Source organism: Endozoicomonas sp. ALD068 (genome assembly GCF_049310145.1).
In the GTDB taxonomy this organism is placed as follows: domain Bacteria; phylum Pseudomonadota; class Gammaproteobacteria; order Pseudomonadales; family Endozoicomonadaceae; genus Endozoicomonas_A.
In genome coordinates, this window is the sequence record NZ_JBLYNU010000004.1 from 804524 (window position 1) to 825690 (window position 21167).

Here is a 21167-nt window from a genome sequence, read left to right on the forward strand (position 1 = left end):
ATGCGACAGTATTTGATTCTGAAGCTGGAAGGTCCTTTGCAAAGCTGGGGTAAACACAGCTTTGAAGGATTGCGACCATCGGAGGCTTTTCCGGGGCGCAGTGCCTTGTTGGGGCTTCTGGGAGCCTGCCTTGGTATTGACCGTGAAGACTTTGAAAGGCAGCGCCAACTGGCGACGAGTGTCGGCTTTGCAGTGCGTATTGATCAGGGCAAACACAGGCCGATAAAAATGACTGACTATCACACCGTTAAGGATGCACGGGAGGATTATCAGGGGCTGAAAAGCCATCAGACCATTCAGACCTGGCGTGAGTATTGGCAGGATGCCAAATACACTGTTGCCATCTGGAATCTGGCAGAAGCCAGTATCTCTCTGCAACAATTGCAGCAAGCCGTTCGCAAACCCATCTTCACTCCAGTACTGGGCCGACGCAGCTGTCCATTGGTTCGACCCTTGTTTGAAAATATGATTGAAGCCGAAGATGCGCTAGCCGCACTCATAGAAATTGAACCTGTAGCCGGTACGGTCTACAACGAAGAAAAATCAGGCAGCCGCCAGCTTCAGCTCAGGGATGTCCCCATCACTGAACAGCCAAGGCAGTTTGCTAATCGGAGAGTCCATGTGCAGGTGCTGACGAAAGAGGAGGGATGTGATGTATCTGGCTAAAGTGCATATTTCCCCCGCAAAGAGTAATAATGCTTACGAACTTCACCGGGCTTTATGGCAATTGTTTCCTGATCGACCGGATGACAACCGTACCTTTCTGTTTCGTGTAGAAAGCTGGAGTCATGCAACCGGGGCTCAGGTCTTAATGCAATCACTCTCAAAACCAGCTGATGGCAGTGAGCATGCTCGTTGTCTGGCGACCAAAGCAGTTAATTATAAATTCCAGGAAGGTCAGCAACTGCGGTTTCGGCTGCGATGTAATCCGGTTAAGGCGGTTAAGGATGAGCGTAAAGGTACGGTAACTCGTAACGGTAGAACACATATTCGTTCGGTCAGAGTACCTTTGTTCAGAGAAGAAGAGCAGCAGCAATGGCTGAAAAGTAAACTCAAACGGGCTGGTGCCCGCTTACAGGCGGTCAATATAGTGCAGGAAAATCCAATTTACTTTCGTAAAACACGGGAAATGCGCAGTGGCAAGGTGCAGCCGGTGCTGTTTGAGGGTGTATTACTGGTGGTCGAACCATCAGCATTACAGAAGGCTGTGGCTGAAGGCATAGGGCCTGCAAAATCCTTTGGCATGGGGCTGATGAGTCTGGCTGCCTGTTAAGTCTGAAATCTAACGATAACAGAGAGATTAGATGTCGTTTATCCCACTAAAACCCATCCCAATCAAAGACCGGCTCTCTATGGTATTTGTCAGCAAAGGTCGAATAGATGTCCGTGATGGCGCTTTTGTTGTAGTTGATGAAGTCAACGGTGACAGAAAACATATCCCTGTGGGTTCTGTCGTTTGTATTATGCTCGAGCCGGGTACACGAGTATCACATGCTGCTGTCAAACTTGCGGCAACGACCGGGACACTCTTGATTTGGACGGGTGAGTCCGGTGTACGACTTTATTCTGCCGGACAGCCGGGTGGAGCAAGGTCAGATAAATTGCTTTATCAGGCAAAACTGGCTCTGGATGAAGAACTGAGACTGAAAGTCGTTCGCAAAATGTTCGAATTTCGTTTTGGCGAACCAGCCCCTTCTCGCCGTTCAGTGGATCAACTGCGAGGCATAGAAGGTGCCAGGGTCAGAAAAACGTATCAGCTAATGGCAAAACAATATGGTGTGGAATGGAAGGGGCGAAGTTATGACCCAAAGGATTGGGCGTCAGGTGACACCATCAACAAATGTTTAAGTGCTGCTACAGCCTGTCTTTATGGCGTTACTGAGGCGGCAGTGTTAGCGGCGGGTTATGCACCAGCCATTGGATTTATTCATTCTGGTAAGCCCAAAGCATTTGTGTATGACATTGCTGATCTGTTCAAATTTGAAACAGTAGTGCCTGTCGCGTTTCAGATTGCTGCCAAGGGTACTCATAACCCAGACAGGGATGTACGTATTACCTGTCGCGACAGTTTTCGTAAAACACGACTACTAAAAAAGATCATACCCACTATTGAAGAGATTCTGGCGGCAGGAGAAATTACGCCACCTCCACCGCCAGAAGATTCACAGCCACCGGCGATTCCTGAGCCTGTTTCTATTGGTGACACAGGTCATAGGAGCAGTTGAAATGAGTATGTTGGTTGTGGTGACTGAAAATGTACCACCAAGATTAAGAGGAAGGTTGGCCGTCTGGCTTCTGGAAATTCGAGCTGGCGTATACGTTGGAGATGTATCTATGAGAATCAGGGAAATGATATGGGAGCAAATAAATGCGCTGGCTGAAGATGGCAACGTGGCCATGGCCTGGGCCACCAACACAGAATCCGGATTTGATTTTCAAACTTACGGCACGAACAGAAGAATACCTATTGAAGAAGATGGTTTAAGGCTGGTTCTTTTTCAATCGGGAGAGTAATTAATCCGTTCTTTAACAATGGAATATTTACAGTGATTTTTTGATGAATTCGCTGGTGGAAATTTTAGGTATTGTAACCTTTTGATTTAATGGTGTATTTTTTTAGGGTGTTCCCTGCGCCCGCAGGGATGAACCGGATCAATAGTAGGAATGTCGGGATTATCTTCAGTGTTCCCTGCGCCCGCAGGGATGAACCGCTGAATGTCCTTCCTTACGCAGGTCAGTACGAGTGTTCCCTGCGCCCGCAGGGATGAACCAGCTTGTTCAAAAACAAATTCAGGTACCCAAACAGTGTTCCCTGCGCCCGCAGGGATGAACCGCTGAGCCTGAAGCTGACCAAGCCGGTCTGGTAGTGTTCCCTGCGCCCGCAGGGATGAACCGGACGGCTCCCGCCTGGCGACACCGTTGGTGTGGTGTTCCCTGCGCCCGCAGGGATGAACCGATACTACAACCCTTCCACCCAAACAGAAGCAAGTGTTCCCTGCGCCCGCAGGGATGAACCGATCGAACTCACCATACCCGACACAAAACAGCTGTGTTCCCTGCGCCCGCAGGGATGAACCGGTCGGAAACCGAAACCCAATGCCCAGAAAAAAGTGTTCCCTGCGCCCGCAGGGATGAACCGGCCGTGGCATTGGAATCAGCCCATTCCTGAAGGTGTTCCCTGCGCCCGCAGGGATGAACCGACGCCTTGTTTCTGAATCCCTTGAACAACTTAGTGTTCCCTGCGCCCGCAGGGATGAACCGGTAATACGGGGGTAAATTCTAACAGCATGCCGGTGTTCCCTGCGCCCGCAGGGATGAACCGGCTGAGATAATGTCTGCAGCCATCGCCTTTACGTGTTCCCTGCGCCCGCAGGGATGAACCGCTTGATGTTGGCGGGGTATTTGCCAGTGTGCGGTGTTCCCTGCGCCCGCAGGGATGAACCGGGCATCCGCAGCACTGGCAGTGCCTGCAAAGAGTGTTCCCTGCGCCCGCAGGGATGAACCGTGATTACTTCTCAAATGATGGCCTGTACTTCTGTGTTCCCTGCGCCCGCAGGGATGAACCGGCATATGGCTGGAACAAGATACGTTCATTTACGTGTTCCCTGCGCCCGCAGGGATGAACCGCGGCGCTACCGGCTCCGATCCCGATCACATCGTGTTCCCTGCGCCCGCAGGGATGAACCGTAAGCGCAACGCTCAAAACCTACAGATAGAGCGTGTTCCCTGCGCCCGCAGGGATGAACCGTTTTGAGATAATTTTACCGAACATATTTTTTCGTGTTCCCTGCGCCCGCAGGGATGAACCGCGCAGGCTTTACCATTATCAGGTACAACCATGGTGTTCCCTGCGCCCGCAGGGATGAACCGAACGGCAAATCAGTTATGGCAGCGGGTACTGGGTGTTCCCTGCGCCCGCAGGGATGAACCGGGTTGAAACCAGCGGACGTGTCTTGATGCGTTCGTGTTCCCTGCGCCCGCAGGGATGAACCGTCTGGACACTCTTTATAGGATTACATTCTTGTGTGTTCCCTGCGCCCGCAGGGATGAACCGCCCCATGTTCCAAGCGCAGCGCGGTAGGCAATGTGTTCCCTGCGCCCGCAGGGATGAACCGTATAAAGTTGAGAAAGAGTACCGGAAGAGACAGTGTTCCCTGCGCCCGCAGGGATGAACCGCCTACCCACTTTGGACGGGTGAGGTTTACCAGGTGTTCCCTGCGCCCGCAGGGATGAACCGCATCCCCATTATTGCTTATTTTCCTTCCTCCTGTGTTCCCTGCGCCCGCAGGGATGAACCGCCTAAATGAAGTTCTGGCGGCCACCTTCACAAGTGTTCCCTGCGCCCGCAGGGATGAACCGGTTACATTGAGGCTAACCGTCGGCTCTTGAAACGTGTTCCCTGCGCCCGCAGGGATGAACCGAAAAAATAGCCTTCACCGGGTGAAAAGAGGTGGTGTTCCCTGCGCCCGCAGGGATGAACCGATCACAAGCCTCATCCTCAACCCGTTCACTGTGTGTTCCCTGCGCCCGCAAGGATGAACCGCTCTGCATACCAAATTAATGCCTTATCAGGTAGTGTTCCCTGCGCCCGCAGGGATGAACCGTACGCCCTGATATGTAGCGGCAGGGTGAATTGGTGTTCCCTGCGCCCGCAGGGATGAACCGCCTTCATCAGCCCTACCCTCATAAACTCTGGCGTGTTCCCTGCGCCCGCAGGGATGAACCGAAGCTCTACGCGTCATCCGGGAAAGAGTGTGAGTGTTCCCTGCGCCCGCAGGGATGAACCGTACCCACTGCGTCTACTGTTCAGACTTCTCAAGTGTTCCCTGCGCCCGCAGGGATGAACCGGAATATCGAAAAGATTACTATTTGGCCTCCGTGTGTTCCCTGCGCCCGCAGGGATGAACCGCGGCGGCTTACCGTCTTTCTAGTGATCGTTTGGTGTTCCCTGCGCCCGCAGGGATGAACCGCTACCTTTAGCGTAAGAGGTAGCTTAGAAATGGTGTTCCCTGCGCCCGCAGGGATGAACCGTTCAATTTGCGACGGGTGAAGGTGGGATTTAGGTGTTCCCTGCGCCCGCAGGGATGAACCGTTTTACATTGTGGTGGAGTCTGAATAATGGAAGTGTTCCCTGCGCCCGCAGGGATGAACCGTATTCCTCCTTTTAATGGGCAAATCTCGAATAGTGTTCCCTGCGCCCGCAGGGATGAACCGGACTTCAGCATGTTTCTTATAGAACTTACGACGTGTTCCCTGCGCCCGCAGGGATGAACCGTAGCCTCAATAAACACTTCAAGATTGTCAATAGTGTTCCCTGCGCCCGCAGGGATGAACCGCCATTGGAGTCTGCATCGGCTGTATTGCTATAGTGTTCCCTGCGCCCGCAGGGATGAACCGAGAATGACACTGACAACACAAAGGTTACATAAGTGTACCCTGCGCCCGCAGGGATGAACCGGTTTTGAAAAAAACAGCGGTATTGCTGGAGCTGTGTTCCCTGCGCCCGCAGGGATGAACCGCCATGGCAGAGAACATGGTGGACCCCTGGCAGCGTATTCCCTGCGCCCGCAGGGATGAACCGTCTTCTATTACATGGCCTGTGATGGTGATAAAGTGTTCCCTGCGCCCGCAGGGATGAACCGCCTGATGAGTTTTGGTGGCGTAGGCAGCTGGGGTGTTCCCTGCGCCCGCAGGGATGAACCGGGCCTGCGCGACTATCCCTGCCTGAAAGTGCAGTGTTCCCTGCGCCCGCAGGGATGAACCGGACCACGACATCACCCACGCCTGGCTGCAGGCGTGTGTTCCCTGCGCCCGCAGGGATGAACCTCGTAATCTTGAGGCCGATGATCTCCTTGGGATGTGTTCCCTGCGCCCGCAGGGATGAACCGCACTAAAACTAAAGGTGTCCAAATATTTCTTAAACTGGAAACGTAAACTTAGAGTTAATATCCCAGTTGTGATTATCAAGCCTCCAGCGACCTTAAACTGGCAATTCGAATTTGAGTGGTTTGGTGGTGTTATTCTTCATATACGTCGCTGATCATGTTTTTTATGGAGTCTCAGATTCAAGTCTGCCTTCCTGATTGGCTGATCCACTGGCACGTGAGAGAGTTTGCTTTTAATGCGTTAAGTAAGTAGGTTACCCCAAAGCGGTGCCCCTTCTTGGTTCGATCATTGGCAAGCCTCTATTCCGGAATTTTTACTCTATCAAAAACCGGCAAAAAATAATGGAAAATATCCATAAAACCCTTTGTTTAGCTATGCTAGACTGGAAAAAAGATCGGCAAAAAGATCGGCAAAAATGACTTCCATAACACCATTTTTACTTCAGGATAGTGCTCCAGGGGAGCTACAAGATGCTGCGGTTGAGCTGATGCAACTTGATGCAGCACTCAATGCCCATATACCTGAATCTCTCAGAGAGTCGCTCAAATTTATGCTTAGAGTTGTAAACTCTTTCTACAGTAACCGCATAGAAGGAAATCCAACTCAGCCAGCAGAAATACTAAAGGCACAATTAAACAAAGAAAAAGATTTAAAAGATGATTTATTTGAAATAAAGCATCATATTGAAGTTCAAAAATATTTAAATCAAAAGTCGTTAGATAGAAATGAAATTTGCACTGTTGATTTTTTAAAAGAACTTCACAGATCCTTTTATGAAGGGATGCCTAAGAAATTTCTTGAGATTGACAACGAAGAAACCGGTGAGAAAATCAACATTCAACCTGGTAAGTTTCGCACAAGAGATTTTCATGTAGGAAAACATATTGCTCCCGAATACCAAGAACTCACACGCCTTCTAAACTGGTTTTCGAACGCTTACAGCCCAGATAGGATTTTTGGGACCAACCGCATTTTTGCTGCTGCTGCCTCACACCACAGACTAATGTGGATTCACCCCTTTATGGATGGAAATGGTAGAGTGGGCAGGCTATTCACAGATAACTATATGAAACACTGTGCCAACCTTGGTGGGTATGGTTTGTGGTCGATTAGCCGTGGTTTTGGCAGGGATGTTGACTCTTATTACCAAGCTCTTGCAGCAGCTGACATGGAGCGACAGGGTTCAAGTGATGGCAGAGGGATGCTATCAGATAGAGGCTTATTAAAATTCATGACCTATTTTATTGAAACCGCATTGGATCAAGTTAAGTTCTTTTATGAACTACTCGACCCTAAACGCTTGGTTGAGCGAGTAGATATTTATTTTGAAATGAGAAACAGGCAGGCTATAACAGGCTTGGGTGGTAGCCATCTTCCAAAAATGAGGCCTGAAGTTAAGACAATATATAAAGAACTGCTGACAACAAGAACAGGCGAATTAGAAAGAACTGAGATACAAGGAATGTTCAATCTTGGAGAGAGAACAATAAGAACTATTTTATCTCAAATGGTCGATGAGCGTTTGGTCAGCGCCCCTCCCAGAAAGCCAGTATCTCTCTCTTTGTCTCCAAACTCAGTGGATATCCTGTTCCCAAGATTGTGGTAAATCATTGCACGTGTAAGCGTAACCGCCGCTAAAGTGCTTCTGTTAACCGTACGACCATGGCTAAATGATTGGGCGGTTAGAGCATCTTAGGAATAAAGCAGCCTGTTGCTACTGGCTATGACGCTTAATTGGCATTGGCTGCTAGCAGCCTGTCGGACTTAAGACTGTCCTACACGGCAACTGCTCCTGCGTTGCTCTAGCTCCTGCATCCATGCAGTCGTGCGGTTGCAATAAATTGGTCTAAAAATCTCTGTTTCTTCGTCAAATAGCTCGCTATTCTCCTCAGAAACAGAGATTTTTATCCTCAATTTCTTGCAATCCTCGCTACGGACGCTTAAGTCCGACAGGCTGCTAGTTCGAGAGGTATGAAAAAGTGTTCCCTGTGCCTGCAGGGGTGAACCGCCATGCCTCTCAGAATGACACGTTTATATTTGCTCTCATGTCATGCACCTTAAAAAGGGCTCTGCTGATTAGCCAGGAGATAGCTTCAACTGCTCCAATTCACATTCATCCAACTGATACAATTCACTGCATCGTTTCAGCAGCCTTTCAGCCAGTTCATGTTTACCCATTACTCGCCAGAGATTGATCAGAGCCAGATCAATGTCACGGTTTTCAGAGGGGATGCACAGAATGTCTTCACTGGTACTGAGTTGCTTGCCGCTCATGTTCAGCAGAAGTCTCTCAGTCTGTTGATGTTTGCCCATCAGTGACCAGAGTCTCACCAGAGCCAGATCAGTGTCACTCTGTTCAGAGGGGGTGCACAGAATGTCTTCACTGGCATTGGCTTGCTTGCCGCTCATGTTGAACAGCAGCCTTTCAGCCAGTTGATATTTGCCCACTAGCCCCCAGTGTCGCACCAGTTTCAGATCGATGTCATGATGCCCGGAGGGTTCGCTGTCTTCACTTGCATTTTCGTGCCTGTCACTCATTTTTAGTAGCAGTCTTTCAGCCTGCTCATATTTGCTCATCACTTGCCATATTCGCACCAGAGCCATATTAACGGTAGGGATGTGCTTACTCAGTCTTTGCACAGAGGGAGCGTGTGGTTTTGACCGCAACCTTCTGGTCAGCTCTGTATTTATGTTCAGAAGAAGTGTTTCAGTCAATGTGTGTTTGTCCATAGACTGCCAAAGTCGTGCAATAGTAATATCTGCGTTGAAATTCCCTGAAGGTTCGCACAGGGTCCTGTCATTGGCATTGGGCTTTATGTTTCTCAATGCTAACAGTCGTGCTTCAGCGTTAAAGTACTCTCCAAGTGCCTCTTCACAACGACTCAGGGTCAGATCAAGGTTATGAATGGTCGAAGCCCCGAACTCAGTGAATGATCCAGTCAACCTGAGTTCTTCCAGAAGAGAGCAGGCTTCTATCTGTTTTTTGCGGGTTTGCTCTTTTAGTGACCTTGCCAGCCCAATCACTATGTTTTGGTAGTGGAACAGACTCAGTATGTCCTGATCTTCGTTTAATATGATCTGGAACACTTTTTCTGCATTTGTGAAATTTTGTTTTTTTAGTTCTTCGAAAGCTTTATCGATCCTCTCTCTGGTGGCTTCAGGGTATGAGGGCCTGGCACTTTGCTGGACTTTGGTATTTGAGGATCTGTTCGAATGTTCATGAACACGCTCATTAATTGATGAAGATTCCGGGTTTAAATTGGATCGGCTCTTTTTTGTTGTTTTTGTTGCACTACTGGCCGCAGCGCCAGTTTTTGGTTTTATTACATACCTCATATCAATAGAACTTCCATGGAAAAGTTAATCTGTTGGACAGTAAACGGTTGTGAAAGTTCATGTTTATCTATTTATCTTGTCAGATTTTTTTTTCTTATGAGCGGGGTAGCGGATTCGTTGCCTGGTCAAAAATCAGCAAGACAAAAGGCGATGAAGCTCGTTATCACCATGAGTCGGAAGAGCTATAAAACTCATACCTCCAGATAATCAGCGGGGACAGAGGTTCATGTTTGCTTTGTGAGACTTTTCATCTTAGCCAGGGCAATGGCTTCTTTGATTCGCCAATGATCGGTTTTATCTTTATGTTGCCGGATGGGTTCAAGGGATCGGGCTCTACTGAACAATGCTTTCCATACTTGCTCACTGGCACCCATCATTCTGAGACAATGCGCTTTTTGTGACACCGCACTTGCATTTGTGGGGCTCTTCGCCAATGCTGATTCTACAAGCTCAAGAGCGTGTTTGAGGCTATCACTTCCTGATTCAGGGCCACTCTTTATTATTTGCTCACGTGCCAGGATGAAATAATGGATCGAAGTCAACAGCAGTGTGTTGGTATTTTCCGGATACCGGGCAATCATGTCCATAAATCCTGCTTGCCCGAGATGAAAGTTCAAGAGTGACAATTCACATTCAGTTGAATGATAGAGTTGACAACAACTCTCAATCAGTCTCATGGCCTGTTGAGATTTGCCCACTATTTCCCAGTGATGTGCCAGAGTAAGATCAATATCATGATGCCCGGAGGGTTTGCACAGCTCTTCCTCACTGGCATCAGGGCACTTGCCACTCATGTTCAGCAGCAGTCTTTCAGCCCATTTATGTTTATTGCCTTCCATCAGCTCCCAGAGTCGTACCAGAGCCAGATCAGTCTCGTTATTTCCAGAGGGTTTGCACAGGACTTCCTCAGTGGCATCAGGGGGCTTGTTACTCATGTTCAGCAGCAGTCTTTCCGCCCATTCATGTTTGCCATCTATCGTCTCCCATAGGCGTGCCAGAGTCAGGTCAACTTTATGATTTCCAGAGGGCTTGCAAAGGACTTCTGTATCGGCATCAGGGTGCTTGCCACTCATGTTCAGCAACAGTTTTTCACAGCATTTATCCTTGTCCATTATTCGCCAGAGTATTGCCAGAGCCATATCAACAAGATATTTTCCAGAGACCTTGCACAGGACTTCCTCACTGGCATCAGGGTGCTTGCCACTCATGTTCAGCAGCAGTGTTTCAGCCAGTTTATATTTGCCCATCACCTCCCAGTGTCGTGCCAGGGTCATATTGATGTCGTCATTCTCACAGGGGCTGCACAGGACTTCCTCACTGGCATCAGGGTGTTTGCCACTCATGTTCAGCAGTAGCTTTTCAGCCAGTTTATTTTTGTCCATCAACTGCCAGAGTCGCACCAGTGCCAGATCGGTGTCATGCTTGGTGGTCTGACACAGACTGTCCTCATCGGCATTGATGCGCTTGCCACTCATGTTCAGCAGCAGTTTTTCAGCCAGTTTGTATTTGCCCATTATTTCCCAAATTCGCACCAGGGACAGGTTGGTGACATGATCCTCACAGGGCCTGCACAGAGTGTCTTCACTGGCATTGGGGTGCTTGTTACTCATTTCCAGCAGCAGTTTTTCACTCTGTTCATGTTTGCCCTGCGCCTGTAAGAGTCGCACCAGAGCAATATTGGCGTTATGGAGGAATTTACCCAATTTTTTTTTAGCGTTGGCGGATGGGCACGACCGACGCTTTTGAGTCAGCTCTGCCACGACTTTTAGTAGCAGTCCATCGGCCAGCTTGATTTTGTTCATAGTCTCCCATAGCAGGGCCAGGGCAATATCAACGGTGTAGTTGCCAGAGGGCTCACACAGTGCCCTCTCGTTGGCTTGAGGCTTTTTGTTGCTCAGCATTAAAAGTCGTTTTTCAGCCCTGAGGTGCCTCCCCAGCGCCTGTTCGCATTGGCTCAGGGTCAGCTCAAGATGGGTAACGGTCGACGCTCCGAATGGATAGAATGTTTCATTTGATCTGAGCTCTTCCAGAAGAGAGCAGGCTTCTAACTGTTTTTCGCGGTTTTGTTCTTTTAGCGACCTTGCAAGCCCCAGCAGTACCTCATGTCGCTGGTATTGATTCAGTGACTCCATACAGTTTTTCAAGATGGTACGAAACGCTTTTTCTGCCGTTGCGTATTTGCGGTCTTTGAATTCTTGGTAAGCATTATCAATCATGTCTGAATAAGGGCCAGGACCTTTCTTCTGACTGAGTTGTTGAGACCTCAGGGAAGAAGGTTTCTGGTTTACCGTTGTATGCCGGTCTCTGATATTTGCGGGTGAATTCCAATGTTGCTCAGCACTCTGAACACGTGGAATGAACGCTGGCGCCTCGGGGTTCAATTTAGATTGTGGCTTTGATGTTATGGAATCTGCAAGGGCCGAACTTGTATTGGCTGTGGCGCTGGTTGGAGTTAGTCCGTGATTCATAGCGATATAACTCTCATGGAAACATGCTCTTTGACTGTTCACAGGGACAGAAGTTCATTTTAACTCTGCGCGACCTCGCACCTTCCGAAGAGCTGCGGTTTCTGCACTTCGCCAATGATCGGTTTTATCTTTATGCTCTCGACTGGGTTCAAGGCGACGGGCTCTTTGGAACAATCCTTTCCATACTTGCTGATCGGCGCTCATCATTCTCAGACAGTGCGCTTTTTGCGACACCGCGCCCGCATTTGTGGGACACTTCTGCAATGCTGATTCTGCGAACTCAAGAGCTGTTTTGAGAGTATCTTTTCCTGATTCCGGGCCACCCTCTGTTATCTGCTCACATGCCAGGATGAAATAATGGATCGAAGTCGTCAGCAGTGTATTGGCATTTTTCGGATACCGGGTAATCATTTCCATAAATCCTGCTTGCCCGACATGGAAGTTCAACAGTAACAATTCACATTCAAGCGAATGATAGAGTCCACTGCAACGTTCAATCAGTTTCCTGACCCGTTGAATTTTGCCCACTGCTTTCCAGTGACGCGCCAGAGCCAGATCAATATCATGATTCCCGGAGGGCTTGCACAGGTCTTCCTCACTGGCATCAGGGCTCTTGTTACTCATGTTCAGCAGCAGTCTTTCAGCCCGTTCATGTGTGCTCTCTGTCATCTCCCAGAGTCGCGCCAGAGCCAGATCAATTTCTTTATTTCCACAAGGCTTGCACAGGGCTTCCTCAGTGGCGTCAGGGGGCTTGCCACTCATGTTAAGCAGCAGTCTTTCAGCCCATTCATGTTTGCCATCTGTCATCTCCCAGAGTCGCATCAGAGCCAGGTCAATTTTATGATCTCCTGTGGGCCTGCAAAGGACTTCCGCATTGGCATCAGGGTCCTTGCCACTGATGTTCAGCAACAGTTTTTCACTCCATTCAATGTTGCCCATCACTCGCCAGAGTATTGCCAGAGCCAGATCAATAGCAAACTTTCCAGAGATTTTGCAGAGGTGTTTCTCACTGGCATCAGGGTGCTTGCCACTGACGTTCAGCAGCAGTTTTTCAGCCAGTTTATATTTGCCCATCACCTCCCAGTGTCGTGCCAGGGGCAGATTGAGGTTTTCATGCTCACAGGGGCTGCACAGGACTTCCTCACTGGCTTCAGGATCCTTGCCAGCCATTTTCAGCAGCAGTTTTTCAGCCAGTTTATGTTTGTCCATCAACTGCCAGAGTCGTACCAGTACCAGATCAATGTCATGCTTTGTGGGCTGACACAGACGGTCCTCATTGGCATCGGCGCGCTTGCCACTCATATTCAACAGCAGTTTTTCCGCCAGTTTATATTTGCCCATTACCTCCCATATTTGCACCAGGCTCAGGTTGATGTCCAGATGCTCACAGGGCCTGCATAGAATGTCTTCGCTGGCATTGGGGGGCTTGCCACTCATCTCCAGAAGCAGGTTTTCAGCCCCTTGCTGTTTGCCCATCCGCTCCCAGAGTAGTACCAGAGTCATATTTGCGTCGTGGAGGTATTTGCAAAATTTATTGGCAGCGCGAGCGGATAGACGTGACTGAAGTCTTTGAGTCAGTTCTGCCAGGATTTTCAGTAGCAGTGTTTCAGCCAGCTTGCGTTTGTTCATAATCTCCCATAGCCGGGCCAGTGCAATATCAACGTTATAATCCCCGGAAGGCTGACACAGTGCCCACTCGTTGGCATTGGGCTTTTTGTTGCTCAGAATTAAAAGTCGTGTTTCAGCCTTGAGGTACCTTCCCAGCGTCTGTTCGCATTGGCTCAGGGTCAGCTCAAGGTAGGGTATGGTCGAAGCTCCGGATTGAGAGAATGTTCCATTTGATCTGAGTTCTTCCAGAAGAGAACAGGCTTCTAACTGTTTTTCTTGGGTTTGTTCTTTTAGCGACCTTGCAAGCCCCATCAGTACAGAATGGCGCTGAAATTGACTCAGTGTCTCCTCAGAGTTTTTGAGGAGGGTCCGAAATGCTTTTTCTGCCGTTGTGAATTTGTGTTTTCTGAGTTCTTTGTAAGCATCATCAATCATGCCTGAATAAGCGTTATGATGTTTTTTTCTGTGTTGTTGAAACGTCGGCGTAGAAAGGTCCTGGCTTGCAGTTGCTTGCCGGTCTCTGATATTGGCGGGTGGATTCCAATGTTGCTGAGTACTCTGAGTACGTGGAATAAATGCTGGCGCCTCAGGGTTCAATGTAGATTTTGGCTTTGATGTTGTGGAATCTGCAGGGCTCGTGCTTGTATCGGCTGTGGTGTTGATTGGGGTTAAACCGTGACTCATAGCTATAACTTCCATGGAAATCTTTGCCTTTGGACAGCGAGCGGACATGAAAGTTCATGGTTATCCGGCCTTTGACTCTTGAATCAGTGCATGGAGGGCATAAATAGTGGTGACAAATAATCCGGGCCGGGTGTCAGGGTAAACAGGTCCTTTTCTCAAAAGGCCTTGAATTGCTTGTGATAATTTGCGTTCATGTTTGCCCCATGGAGCTACGCACTTTTTGAAGAGCACTGGCTTCGATGCTCCGCCAATAATCAGTTTTATTCTTCTGCGCCCGGGAGCTGTCGTGGTGTCCTGATTTATCAAACCAATACTTCCATTCTTTCTCACTGGCACCCATCATTCTGAGACAATGGGCTTTTTGTGAAAAAGCGCCTGCATTTGGAGAGTACATCTCTATTATTGCTTGCACTGACCTCAGGGCCTTATTGAGGTTGTCCTGTCCTGACTCCGGGCCATCGTTCATTATCTGCTGACAAGCCAGAATGAAATAATGGATTGAGGTAGCCAACAATGTGTTGGCATTTTCTGGATAACCGGCAATCATTTCCATGAACTCTGCCTGTCGAGCAAGTACGACCAATAGAGTTAATTCGCATTCATTCGAATGATATAATTCATCGCAGCGCCTTAGCAGTTTCTCAGCCTGTTCATATTTACCCGCTCTTTGCCATTGTCTTGCCAGAGCCAGATCGACGTTATGAAGCCCAGAGGGCTTGCACAGGACTTCCTCAGAGGCATCAGGGTGCTTGCCAATCATATTCAGCAGCAGTCTTTCAGCCAGTTTATGATTACCCACCATCTCCCAGCATCGCACCAGAGCCAGGTCAATATCATAATGCCCGGAGGGCTTGCACAGGCTGAACTCATCGTCACCGGGGTGCTTGCCAGCCATTTTCAGCAGCAGTCTTTCAGACTGTTCGTATTCGCCAATCTCCTGCCAAAGTCTTATCAGAGCCAATCCGGTAACATAATGAGCAGAGGTTTTGAAGTGGCTCTCCATACGGCTACCCGGGTTGTTTCTACTCATGTTAAGCAGCAGTCTTTCAGCCAGTTTATATTTGCCCATTGCCTGCCAGTGTCGCGCCAGAGTCAGGTTGATTTCATGATCTTTACAGGGGGTGCAGAGGCTTTCCTCATTGCCATCGGGGTTCTTGCCACTCAAGTTAAGTAGCAGTCTTTCGGCCTGTTCATGTTTTTCCATCACGTGCCACAGACGCACCAGAGCCAGATTAATGTCATCATGTTTACGGGCCTTGCGTGGGGTTTCCTTACTATCATCGGGATGCTCTCCACCCATGTTAAGCAGCAGTCTTTCAGCCAGTTTATATTTGCCCATTACCTGCCAGTGTCGCACCAGAGCCAGGTTGATTTCATGATCTTTACAGGGTTTGCAGAGGCTTTCCTCACTGCCATTGGGGTTCTTGCCACTCATGTTCAGCAATAGTCTTTCACAGGCTTTATGTTTCCCTGTCAGCTGCCAGTTTCGCGCCAGAGCCAAATTGACGATGCGTATATATTTATGCAGTTTGTTGACATCGGAACTGAATGTGTCTGTATGCAAGCTGTCATTCAGCGCTGCTTTCATTTTCAGTAATAGCGTGTCGGTCAACTTGTATTTGCTCATAATCTGCCAGTGTCTGGCTGCAGCAATATCAATTTCGAAATTGCCACCAGGCTCGCACAGGGTTTCCTCATCGTCATCGTGCTTTTTGTTTCTCAGAGCCAATAGCCGTGCTTCAGCCTTAAGGTGTTGCCCAAGTCCCTGTTCACAGCGGCTCAGGGTCAGATCGAGGTTATGAATGCTTGAAGCCCCGAATTCATTGACTGATCCTTTCTGTCTGAGTTGTTCCAAAAGGGAGCATGCTTTTTCCTGTTTTTCACGGCTTTGTTCTTTTAGCGATCTTGCAAGCCCTATGGTTACGTTTTTGTAGTTGAACGGACTCAGCCTTTTTTCTTGCAAGATGGCACTGAATACTGCTTCTGCATCGCTGAAACGTTGGCGATTCAGTGCCGTGAAAGCCTCATCAATCCTTGCTTGAATGGTCAAGGGTGCCTTTTTTTCCCGGGGGTGAAGCCTCTGAGGAGAAAGCCTTGAGTGTGCTTTTGCTTGCCGAACTTTAATATCTGAGGGCGTGTTCCTACGTTGAAGAGTGCATTGAGACGGTTGAGTCCGTGGAATAAATGGAGCAGCCTCCGGATTCAAGGACGATGGGCTCTTTGTTGCCGTCTTATCAGTATCAGAATCTGGCGCGTAATGCTGTGAAGGTCCTGGTACCTCACCGGCCAAAGCGATGGTAGGCGTTAATCCATAACTCATAGCAATCTAATCTTCGTGGAAATCTGTGCTTTTCGACAGTCAATGGACATAAAAGTTCACAGTTATTCAACACGGCTATCTTTATTGGCATGCTTTCCTGGGCATCATGAAAAAAGCTGCTCGTCAGTTTGATCACTTGTTGGTGGGGTTGAAAGCGGACCGGTCAGGAATAATGAATTATTTGAATCTGAAAATGCAGAGAATGGAACTATCATTTATTTTTATGGTCTTAATTTATGGGAAGCAAATTTAATTCTTTCGACAGATTATCAATCCCAAATATCCAATGGATTTTGTCAGTTGCACTATCGCAAATGTCAGGGAAACTGATTCTCTTTAAAGATAAAGTAATTTGAACGATTCATAGTTTAGAAAAAGGAGGTACCTTGAGATGAATATAAATAATCAAGCAGCCGGTCATCCAATTGCTGATCAAGGCACACAGGCAGAACCAGAAACGGGTTCAAGTGTTGGTCAATTCCTGACGAGGTCCGTAAAAAAATTATCCATCAGAAATATTTTCTGGGATGTTGATCAGTATAATAAATACTCCAATGATGGAAAGTTTTATATACAACAACGAATGGCGTTAATCCCTCCATTGACTGTTTCCGCTTTCTGTTTTTCTGTTGCGAAATATATGTCATGTAGTAATTTAGGGATTGCGGTCGCAACCGCAGCTGGGTGGTTAGCTGGCTCTCAGATAAGTCACTCGATCGGGAAAGAGTTTTTTAAGGAACTTGATCGATTAGAATCTGAAGCTATTCGAAATGCAGTAGTTGCTTTTCAACCTCAGCGGGACTACATCGATGAAGACTTAGAGAATCCTCCACCATCCTATGAAGAATGTGTGCCTGATAACACAGTTCGTCAAAGAGTAAATCGCTCTGATGGTTCAAGCTCACAAACAAACGTGGAATAGTGTCCGGAAAAACTGGTCGGAGCGAGAGGATTCGAACCTCCGACCCCCACAACCCCATTGTGGTGCGCTACCAGGCTGCGCTACGCTCCGACTTTCGCTTTGGGGTTTCTGAAAGTGCCCCGCTGACGAAGCCGTATATTAACCTGTCGACCTTATTTTGCAAGGGGTATCTGCGACGGATTCGCTCCAGCCGCGTGTCGGCAGCCCGTCCTCTGCTCAGTGCAGGGTTTCGTCTTTGATGCTATGAAATCTGGCCAGTACTTCGTGCATCATTCTCATTTTCTTCATAATGCCCTCAATCGTGGCTCTCTGGTTTTCAGGTTCCATAATGGGCAGACTTTCAATTTCGTCATTTAATTCGATCAGATAGGGCAGAAAACGGTTAGCGGAGGCACTGAAGCCTGAGTCCTTCTGAAAAATGGCAGAAAAGTTGCCTTTCTCTTGTTTTTGCAGAATCTCCAGCTGTTCATCGGCATTGAGTGCCAATGTGTAGATGTCTTTCAGGGTGAGAGTCAGTTTGGCCTGAATTTCCTGAATAATTGAAGTTGAATTCATGGGTTACTCGATGGGATTAATAATGGCGCAGTATAGGTTAATACTGAGCTCTGTTGTAGTGATTTGCACCTTCAGACCGGGCTCTCTGAAGACTGGCTCTGCAGTTGCTCGTAGAACTTTTCCAGCTCGTCCACATCACAGGCCTCGGCAATTTGCAGAAGGTACTGGCAATAGGTCTGCAAATGTGCTTCTTTGAACTCATCCGTTATGGACGTCAGTTCTTGTATATCACCGAATTCAAGCACCCGGGAGACCTTTCTCAGCAATGCTTTTTTATGAGTCTCATCCAGTTGCGGCAGTTCAGAAACTTCTGCTTTATCGGCGGCTACGCGAGACTTCCTGATATCCAGATTCAAAAGGCTGGCCACTACTTGTAGCAGGTAATTCACCTTGAAGGGTTTGGCCAGCACGCCGTCAAATCCTGCCTGCTTGAGTCTTGTCTGGATGTCAGAGCCTGCGCTGGCGGTCACAGCGATCACTTTCAGGTTTTTCAGCTCGGGATTCAGACGGATATGTTTGAGTGCTTCCATTCCATCCATTTTGGGCATTCTGATGTCCATCATAACCAGCTCCGGTTTCTGGATTTCCAGGCGAGCCAGAGCTTCCAGTCCATCACTGGCCTGCAGGGTTTTGAAGCCGGCTTCTTCCATGATGACTTTAAGCAGGTCACGGTTTATTTCCAGATCATCAACAATCAGTGCGGTGTAGGTCTGATTGTCAGCCAGTATCAGTTCCACCTGGTCGGAAGAAAAAACATTATCGGTATCCAGCGCCGGAACTTCTTTCAACGGGATCGAAAACCTGAAGCTGCTACCCTGGCCGACATGGCTGGTAACAGTCAGGTCATCTCCCATGGCTTTAACCAGGTGGCGACTAATAGCCAGACCCAATCCGGTGCCTCCTGACTTCAGGCTTTCATCCAACTGTCTGAAGGGGTCAAAGATAATTTCAAAATTATCCGGATCAATGCCTACGCCGGTATCTTTCACTGAAAAGCAGAGTCGTTCATCCACCGAATCAATGCGGATTTCAACGGAGCCTTCTTCGGTATATTTAATGGCGTTGCCCAGAAGGTTGGTCAAAATTTGCCTTAGCTTGACATCATCAACTTCTATCCACTCCGGAACCTGCTCATCAATGGTCAATATTAACTGTAAATCTTTATACTCTGCCCTTGGGACAAAAAACTCCCGGGTTTCCAACAGCAACCGTCTGAGGTTAATTGATACCGGGTGCAGGTCCACACCCTGAGTCTCAATTTTAGTAAGATCAAGAATGTCGTTAATCAGGGTTAGCAGATGCTGGCCACACCGCTCAAGAATGGCCAGCTTCCGGTGCTGTCCGGGGTTCAGTCCTCCTGACCGCTGTAACACCTGCGCATAGCCAATGACACCATTCAATGGTGTTCGTAACTCATGACTCATGCACGACAGGAACAGGCTTTTTGAGCGACTGGCGGTAATCGCTTCGTCCCTTGCTCTCAGCAGGGCCAGCTCAATCTGTTTGCTTTCCGTGATATCCCGGATGACAACGTATATAAGAATACCGTCGCGGGTAATCAGTGGATTACTGGTTAACTCTGCTGGAAAGGTGCGCCCACGTCGGTCAACGGCTTCTGTCTCCCGACGAAACAGTTGTGTTCGCTTCCAGGCTCTTTCTAGCAGAGGGCTGATCAAAGGATGGTTCTCCCGGGATTGAGGAGGAACAAGCAGAGAAAGGGGCATATTGATAAGGTCATCGCGAAGGAAGCCCAGTAGTTCGACAGCTCTGGTATTGACCATGACGATAATGCCATCCGGATTCAGGATGATCATGGCATCTGGTGCAGAATCCAGCAAAGCCTTGAATTTAAGGGTATCACTAACCCGTTCAGTGACATCATTGGCCAGTCCTTCAATCACTCTTTGCTGTCCGGAAGTCATGGCGTTCCAGAACAGTTCAATCCTTCGGGACTGTCCCTGTTTATTCTGGATATCCAGTTCAAAAGCTTCTACCGGCTCTCCTCTCAGTGCTTTCTCAAAATTGACTTTGTAGTTGCAATTGCCCGGATCGTGACTCAAAAAGTTCTCCAGTGGGCCGGAAAACTCTTCACTGCGATAGCCCAGGACCGATTTCACCGAACGACTGATATGAACAATTTTGCCGTCAGTGTTGAGCTGGAAATAAAAGTAGCGTCCTTTCAACCCCTGAACGATATGCCCCATATTGTTGGCTCTGGCCTGGTGCAGGGCAAGGTCCCTGGCATCAAGCCACTGAGTCAGTTTTACAAATGAACGGGCCAGGGAGCCGGCTTCGTCCCTGGAGTGGGTGTCGGGCAGTTCAACAAGCTTATGATGCTCGATAAAGTTATCCATGCAGGATTTCAGGGTAATCAGGGGGTTGGTGATTTTTTTGGAGGCATAGCAGATGCCACCCAGAATCAAGAGCAGGGAGATCAGCATAATAGCAATGTCCAGCAAGGCTATGTCGAGCACTCCCTGGAGAGCATGTTGTCGACTGACTGAGGTATAGAGCCACCACTGGGAAGAAGACACCGGGGCACCGAAGAACCAGTATTCTTTTTGATACTGAGGGTTTGGCAGCCAGGCCCGGAAGGTCTCGGCCCGCCCGGAATCAATCCACTCCTCGATCTTGTTGCCGAACCCTTCGATACCATAAACTTCACCGGTCTGGCGCAGGTTTTTATGGCCAAAGCGGTTCGCCTGAATGCTGTCGCTGTAGAGGTAGTCACCGCTGCGGTCGACCATATTGAATTTCCAGAGGTTGATCCCGATATTGCGTCCTTCAAACAGCTTTGGATTGATGACATCGTGAACCATACGATTGATATCAACATCCAGTTTAAGCAGATGCCCATCGCCCTTTTGAGAGCTCGGGACAATAAAACTGACCAGTCTCTTGCCGGTTTTGGCATCCCGATAGAGCTTGCTCCAGTAGTCATTCTGTTTGAGCAGCTGCAGCCAGTTGCTGCCCAGTTCGGTGGGCGGCATTGCGGGCAGTTGGGTGGGTTCTGCCTTGTTTTTGCGTTTATTGATACACGCTGAAGTCGCTATATTTTTAGTGTCAATCCAGCAGACTCTGGTCAGGAAGGGGCTGGAAGCGAGAATACTGTGTAGCAACGGGTAGGTCGGGTAGCTTTCAGTCTGTAATAAACGAATCTGGGCTTTAGCCTGGGACATGATCTCCTGAGTGTAGGCATCGAGGGTACGGGCAAAGTGCACAATGTTGTTGCGCATCTGTATCTCTATCTCATGGGAGGACTCCTTGAAAGAGGTATAGATGTGCAAGGCACTCAGCAGGTTATAGAAGAGTGTGACGGGCACTACGGTGAAAAGAATGATTTTTTTTCGAATAGAGGGTTTGACCACGCCCTGCCTCAAGCAAAATC

General features: G+C 48.6%; 12 protein-coding genes, 1 tRNA gene and 1 CRISPR repeat array. Of the genes, 6 read left to right on the forward strand and 7 right to left on the reverse strand.

Annotation, left to right across the window (positions count from 1 at the left end; genetic code table 11):
* The 5 genes from cas5e (at nt 1) to ACO6V5_RS02185 (ending at nt 7492) form a co-directional block, all read left to right on the forward strand.
* A complete protein-coding gene (cas5e, locus tag ACO6V5_RS02165; RefSeq protein ID WP_422134561.1) occupies nt 1-666 on the forward strand; it encodes a type I-E CRISPR-associated protein Cas5/CasD in 666 nt (221 codons plus the stop codon).
* Nucleotides 653-1273 carry a type I-E CRISPR-associated protein Cas6/Cse3/CasE gene (cas6e, locus tag ACO6V5_RS02170; RefSeq protein WP_422138500.1) on the forward strand — a complete coding sequence of 207 codons (621 nt, stop codon included), beginning with the start codon at nt 653-655 and terminating at the stop codon, nt 1271-1273. Before cas5e ends, cas6e begins: the two co-directional genes overlap by 14 nt.
* A gap of 31 nt (nt 1274-1304) precedes the next feature.
* Nucleotides 1305-2225, forward strand: coding sequence for a type I-E CRISPR-associated endonuclease Cas1e (cas1e, locus tag ACO6V5_RS02175; protein ID WP_422411486.1), 921 nt, complete (start codon nt 1305-1307; stop codon nt 2223-2225).
* A 1-nt stretch (nt 2226) separates the two neighbouring features.
* On the forward strand, nt 2227-2514 hold the full coding sequence (gene cas2e, locus ACO6V5_RS02180; RefSeq protein WP_422134558.1) for a type I-E CRISPR-associated endoribonuclease Cas2e: 288 nt from the start codon (nt 2227-2229) through the stop codon (nt 2512-2514).
* 107 nt (nt 2515-2621) lie between these two features.
* Nucleotides 2622-5888: direct repeats of the CRISPR family, unit length 29 nt; unit sequence GTGTTCCCTGCGCCCGCAGGGATGAACCG.
* Nucleotides 5889-6301: 413 nt separating this feature from the next.
* Complete coding sequence (locus ACO6V5_RS02185; RefSeq protein WP_422411488.1) at nt 6302-7492, forward strand: Fic family protein; 1191 nt, start codon at nt 6302-6304, stop codon at nt 7490-7492.
* 470 nt (nt 7493-7962) lie between these two features.
* On the opposite strand, the gene ACO6V5_RS02190 is transcribed toward ACO6V5_RS02185, so the two are convergent.
* The 4 genes from ACO6V5_RS02190 to ACO6V5_RS02205 form a co-directional block, all read right to left on the reverse strand.
* The gene (locus ACO6V5_RS02190) at nt 7963-9222 is read right to left on the reverse strand and encodes a hypothetical protein (protein WP_422413002.1); all 1260 of its coding nucleotides are present in this window, start codon (nt 9220-9222) and stop codon (nt 7963-7965) included.
* Nucleotides 9223-9446: 224 nt separating this feature from the next.
* A complete protein-coding gene (locus ACO6V5_RS02195; protein ID WP_422413000.1) occupies nt 9447-11690 on the reverse strand; it encodes a PABP-interacting PAM2 motif-containing protein in 2244 nt (747 codons plus the stop codon).
* 54 nt (nt 11691-11744) lie between these two features.
* Nucleotides 11745-13982 (reverse strand): hypothetical protein, encoded by a 2238-nt coding sequence (locus ACO6V5_RS02200; RefSeq protein WP_422134554.1) that lies wholly within the window; start codon nt 13980-13982, stop codon nt 11745-11747.
* Between the two features lie 190 nt (nt 13983-14172).
* Nucleotides 14173-16032, reverse strand: a complete 1860-nt coding sequence (locus tag ACO6V5_RS02205) for a tetratricopeptide repeat protein (RefSeq protein WP_422138494.1) — start codon at nt 16030-16032, stop codon at nt 14173-14175.
* Between the two features lie 661 nt (nt 16033-16693).
* On the opposite strand from ACO6V5_RS02205, the gene ACO6V5_RS02210 reads away from it, so the two are divergent.
* Entirely contained in the window at nt 16694-17224 is a 531-nt protein-coding gene (locus tag ACO6V5_RS02210) for a hypothetical protein (protein ID WP_422134552.1), read from the forward strand.
* Between the two features lie 13 nt (nt 17225-17237).
* On the opposite strand, the gene ACO6V5_RS02215 is transcribed toward ACO6V5_RS02210, so the two are convergent.
* From ACO6V5_RS02215 to ACO6V5_RS02225, 3 genes are all read right to left on the reverse strand, one after another.
* Nucleotides 17238-17314 (reverse strand) — tRNA-Pro (locus ACO6V5_RS02215).
* Between the two features lie 126 nt (nt 17315-17440).
* Nucleotides 17441-17779: a hypothetical protein gene (locus tag ACO6V5_RS02220; RefSeq protein WP_422134551.1), complete on the reverse strand. Its 339-nt coding sequence runs from the start codon at nt 17777-17779 to the stop codon at nt 17441-17443.
* Nucleotides 17780-17850: 71 nt separating this feature from the next.
* The gene (locus ACO6V5_RS02225; RefSeq protein WP_422134550.1) at nt 17851-21147 is read right to left on the reverse strand and encodes a PAS domain S-box protein; all 3297 of its coding nucleotides are present in this window, start codon (nt 21145-21147) and stop codon (nt 17851-17853) included.
* Nucleotides 21148-21167 lie beyond the last annotated feature (20 nt).

Bases quoted from the DNA above. Each gene is read 5' to 3' on its own strand.
- cas5e (WP_422134561.1), top strand. From the start codon at position 1: ATGCGACAGTATTTGATTCTGAAGCTGGAAGGTCCTTTGCAAAGCTGG.
- cas6e (WP_422138500.1), top strand. From the start codon at position 653: ATGTATCTGGCTAAAGTGCATATTTCCCCCGCAAAGAGTAATAATGCT.
- cas1e (WP_422411486.1), top strand. From the start codon at position 1,305: ATGTCGTTTATCCCACTAAAACCCATCCCAATCAAAGACCGGCTCTCT.
- cas2e (WP_422134558.1), top strand. From the start codon at position 2,227: ATGAGTATGTTGGTTGTGGTGACTGAAAATGTACCACCAAGATTAAGA.
- ACO6V5_RS02185 (WP_422411488.1), top strand. From the start codon at position 6,302: ATGACTTCCATAACACCATTTTTACTTCAGGATAGTGCTCCAGGGGAG.
- ACO6V5_RS02190 (WP_422413002.1), bottom strand. From the start codon at position 9,222: ATGAGGTATGTAATAAAACCAAAAACTGGCGCTGCGGCCAGTAGTGCA.
- ACO6V5_RS02195 (WP_422413000.1), bottom strand. From the start codon at position 11,690: ATGAATCACGGACTAACTCCAACCAGCGCCACAGCCAATACAAGTTCG.
- ACO6V5_RS02200 (WP_422134554.1), bottom strand. From the start codon at position 13,982: ATGAGTCACGGTTTAACCCCAATCAACACCACAGCCGATACAAGCACG.
- ACO6V5_RS02210 (WP_422134552.1), top strand. From the start codon at position 16,694: ATGAATATAAATAATCAAGCAGCCGGTCATCCAATTGCTGATCAAGGC.
- ACO6V5_RS02220 (WP_422134551.1), bottom strand. From the start codon at position 17,779: ATGAATTCAACTTCAATTATTCAGGAAATTCAGGCCAAACTGACTCTC.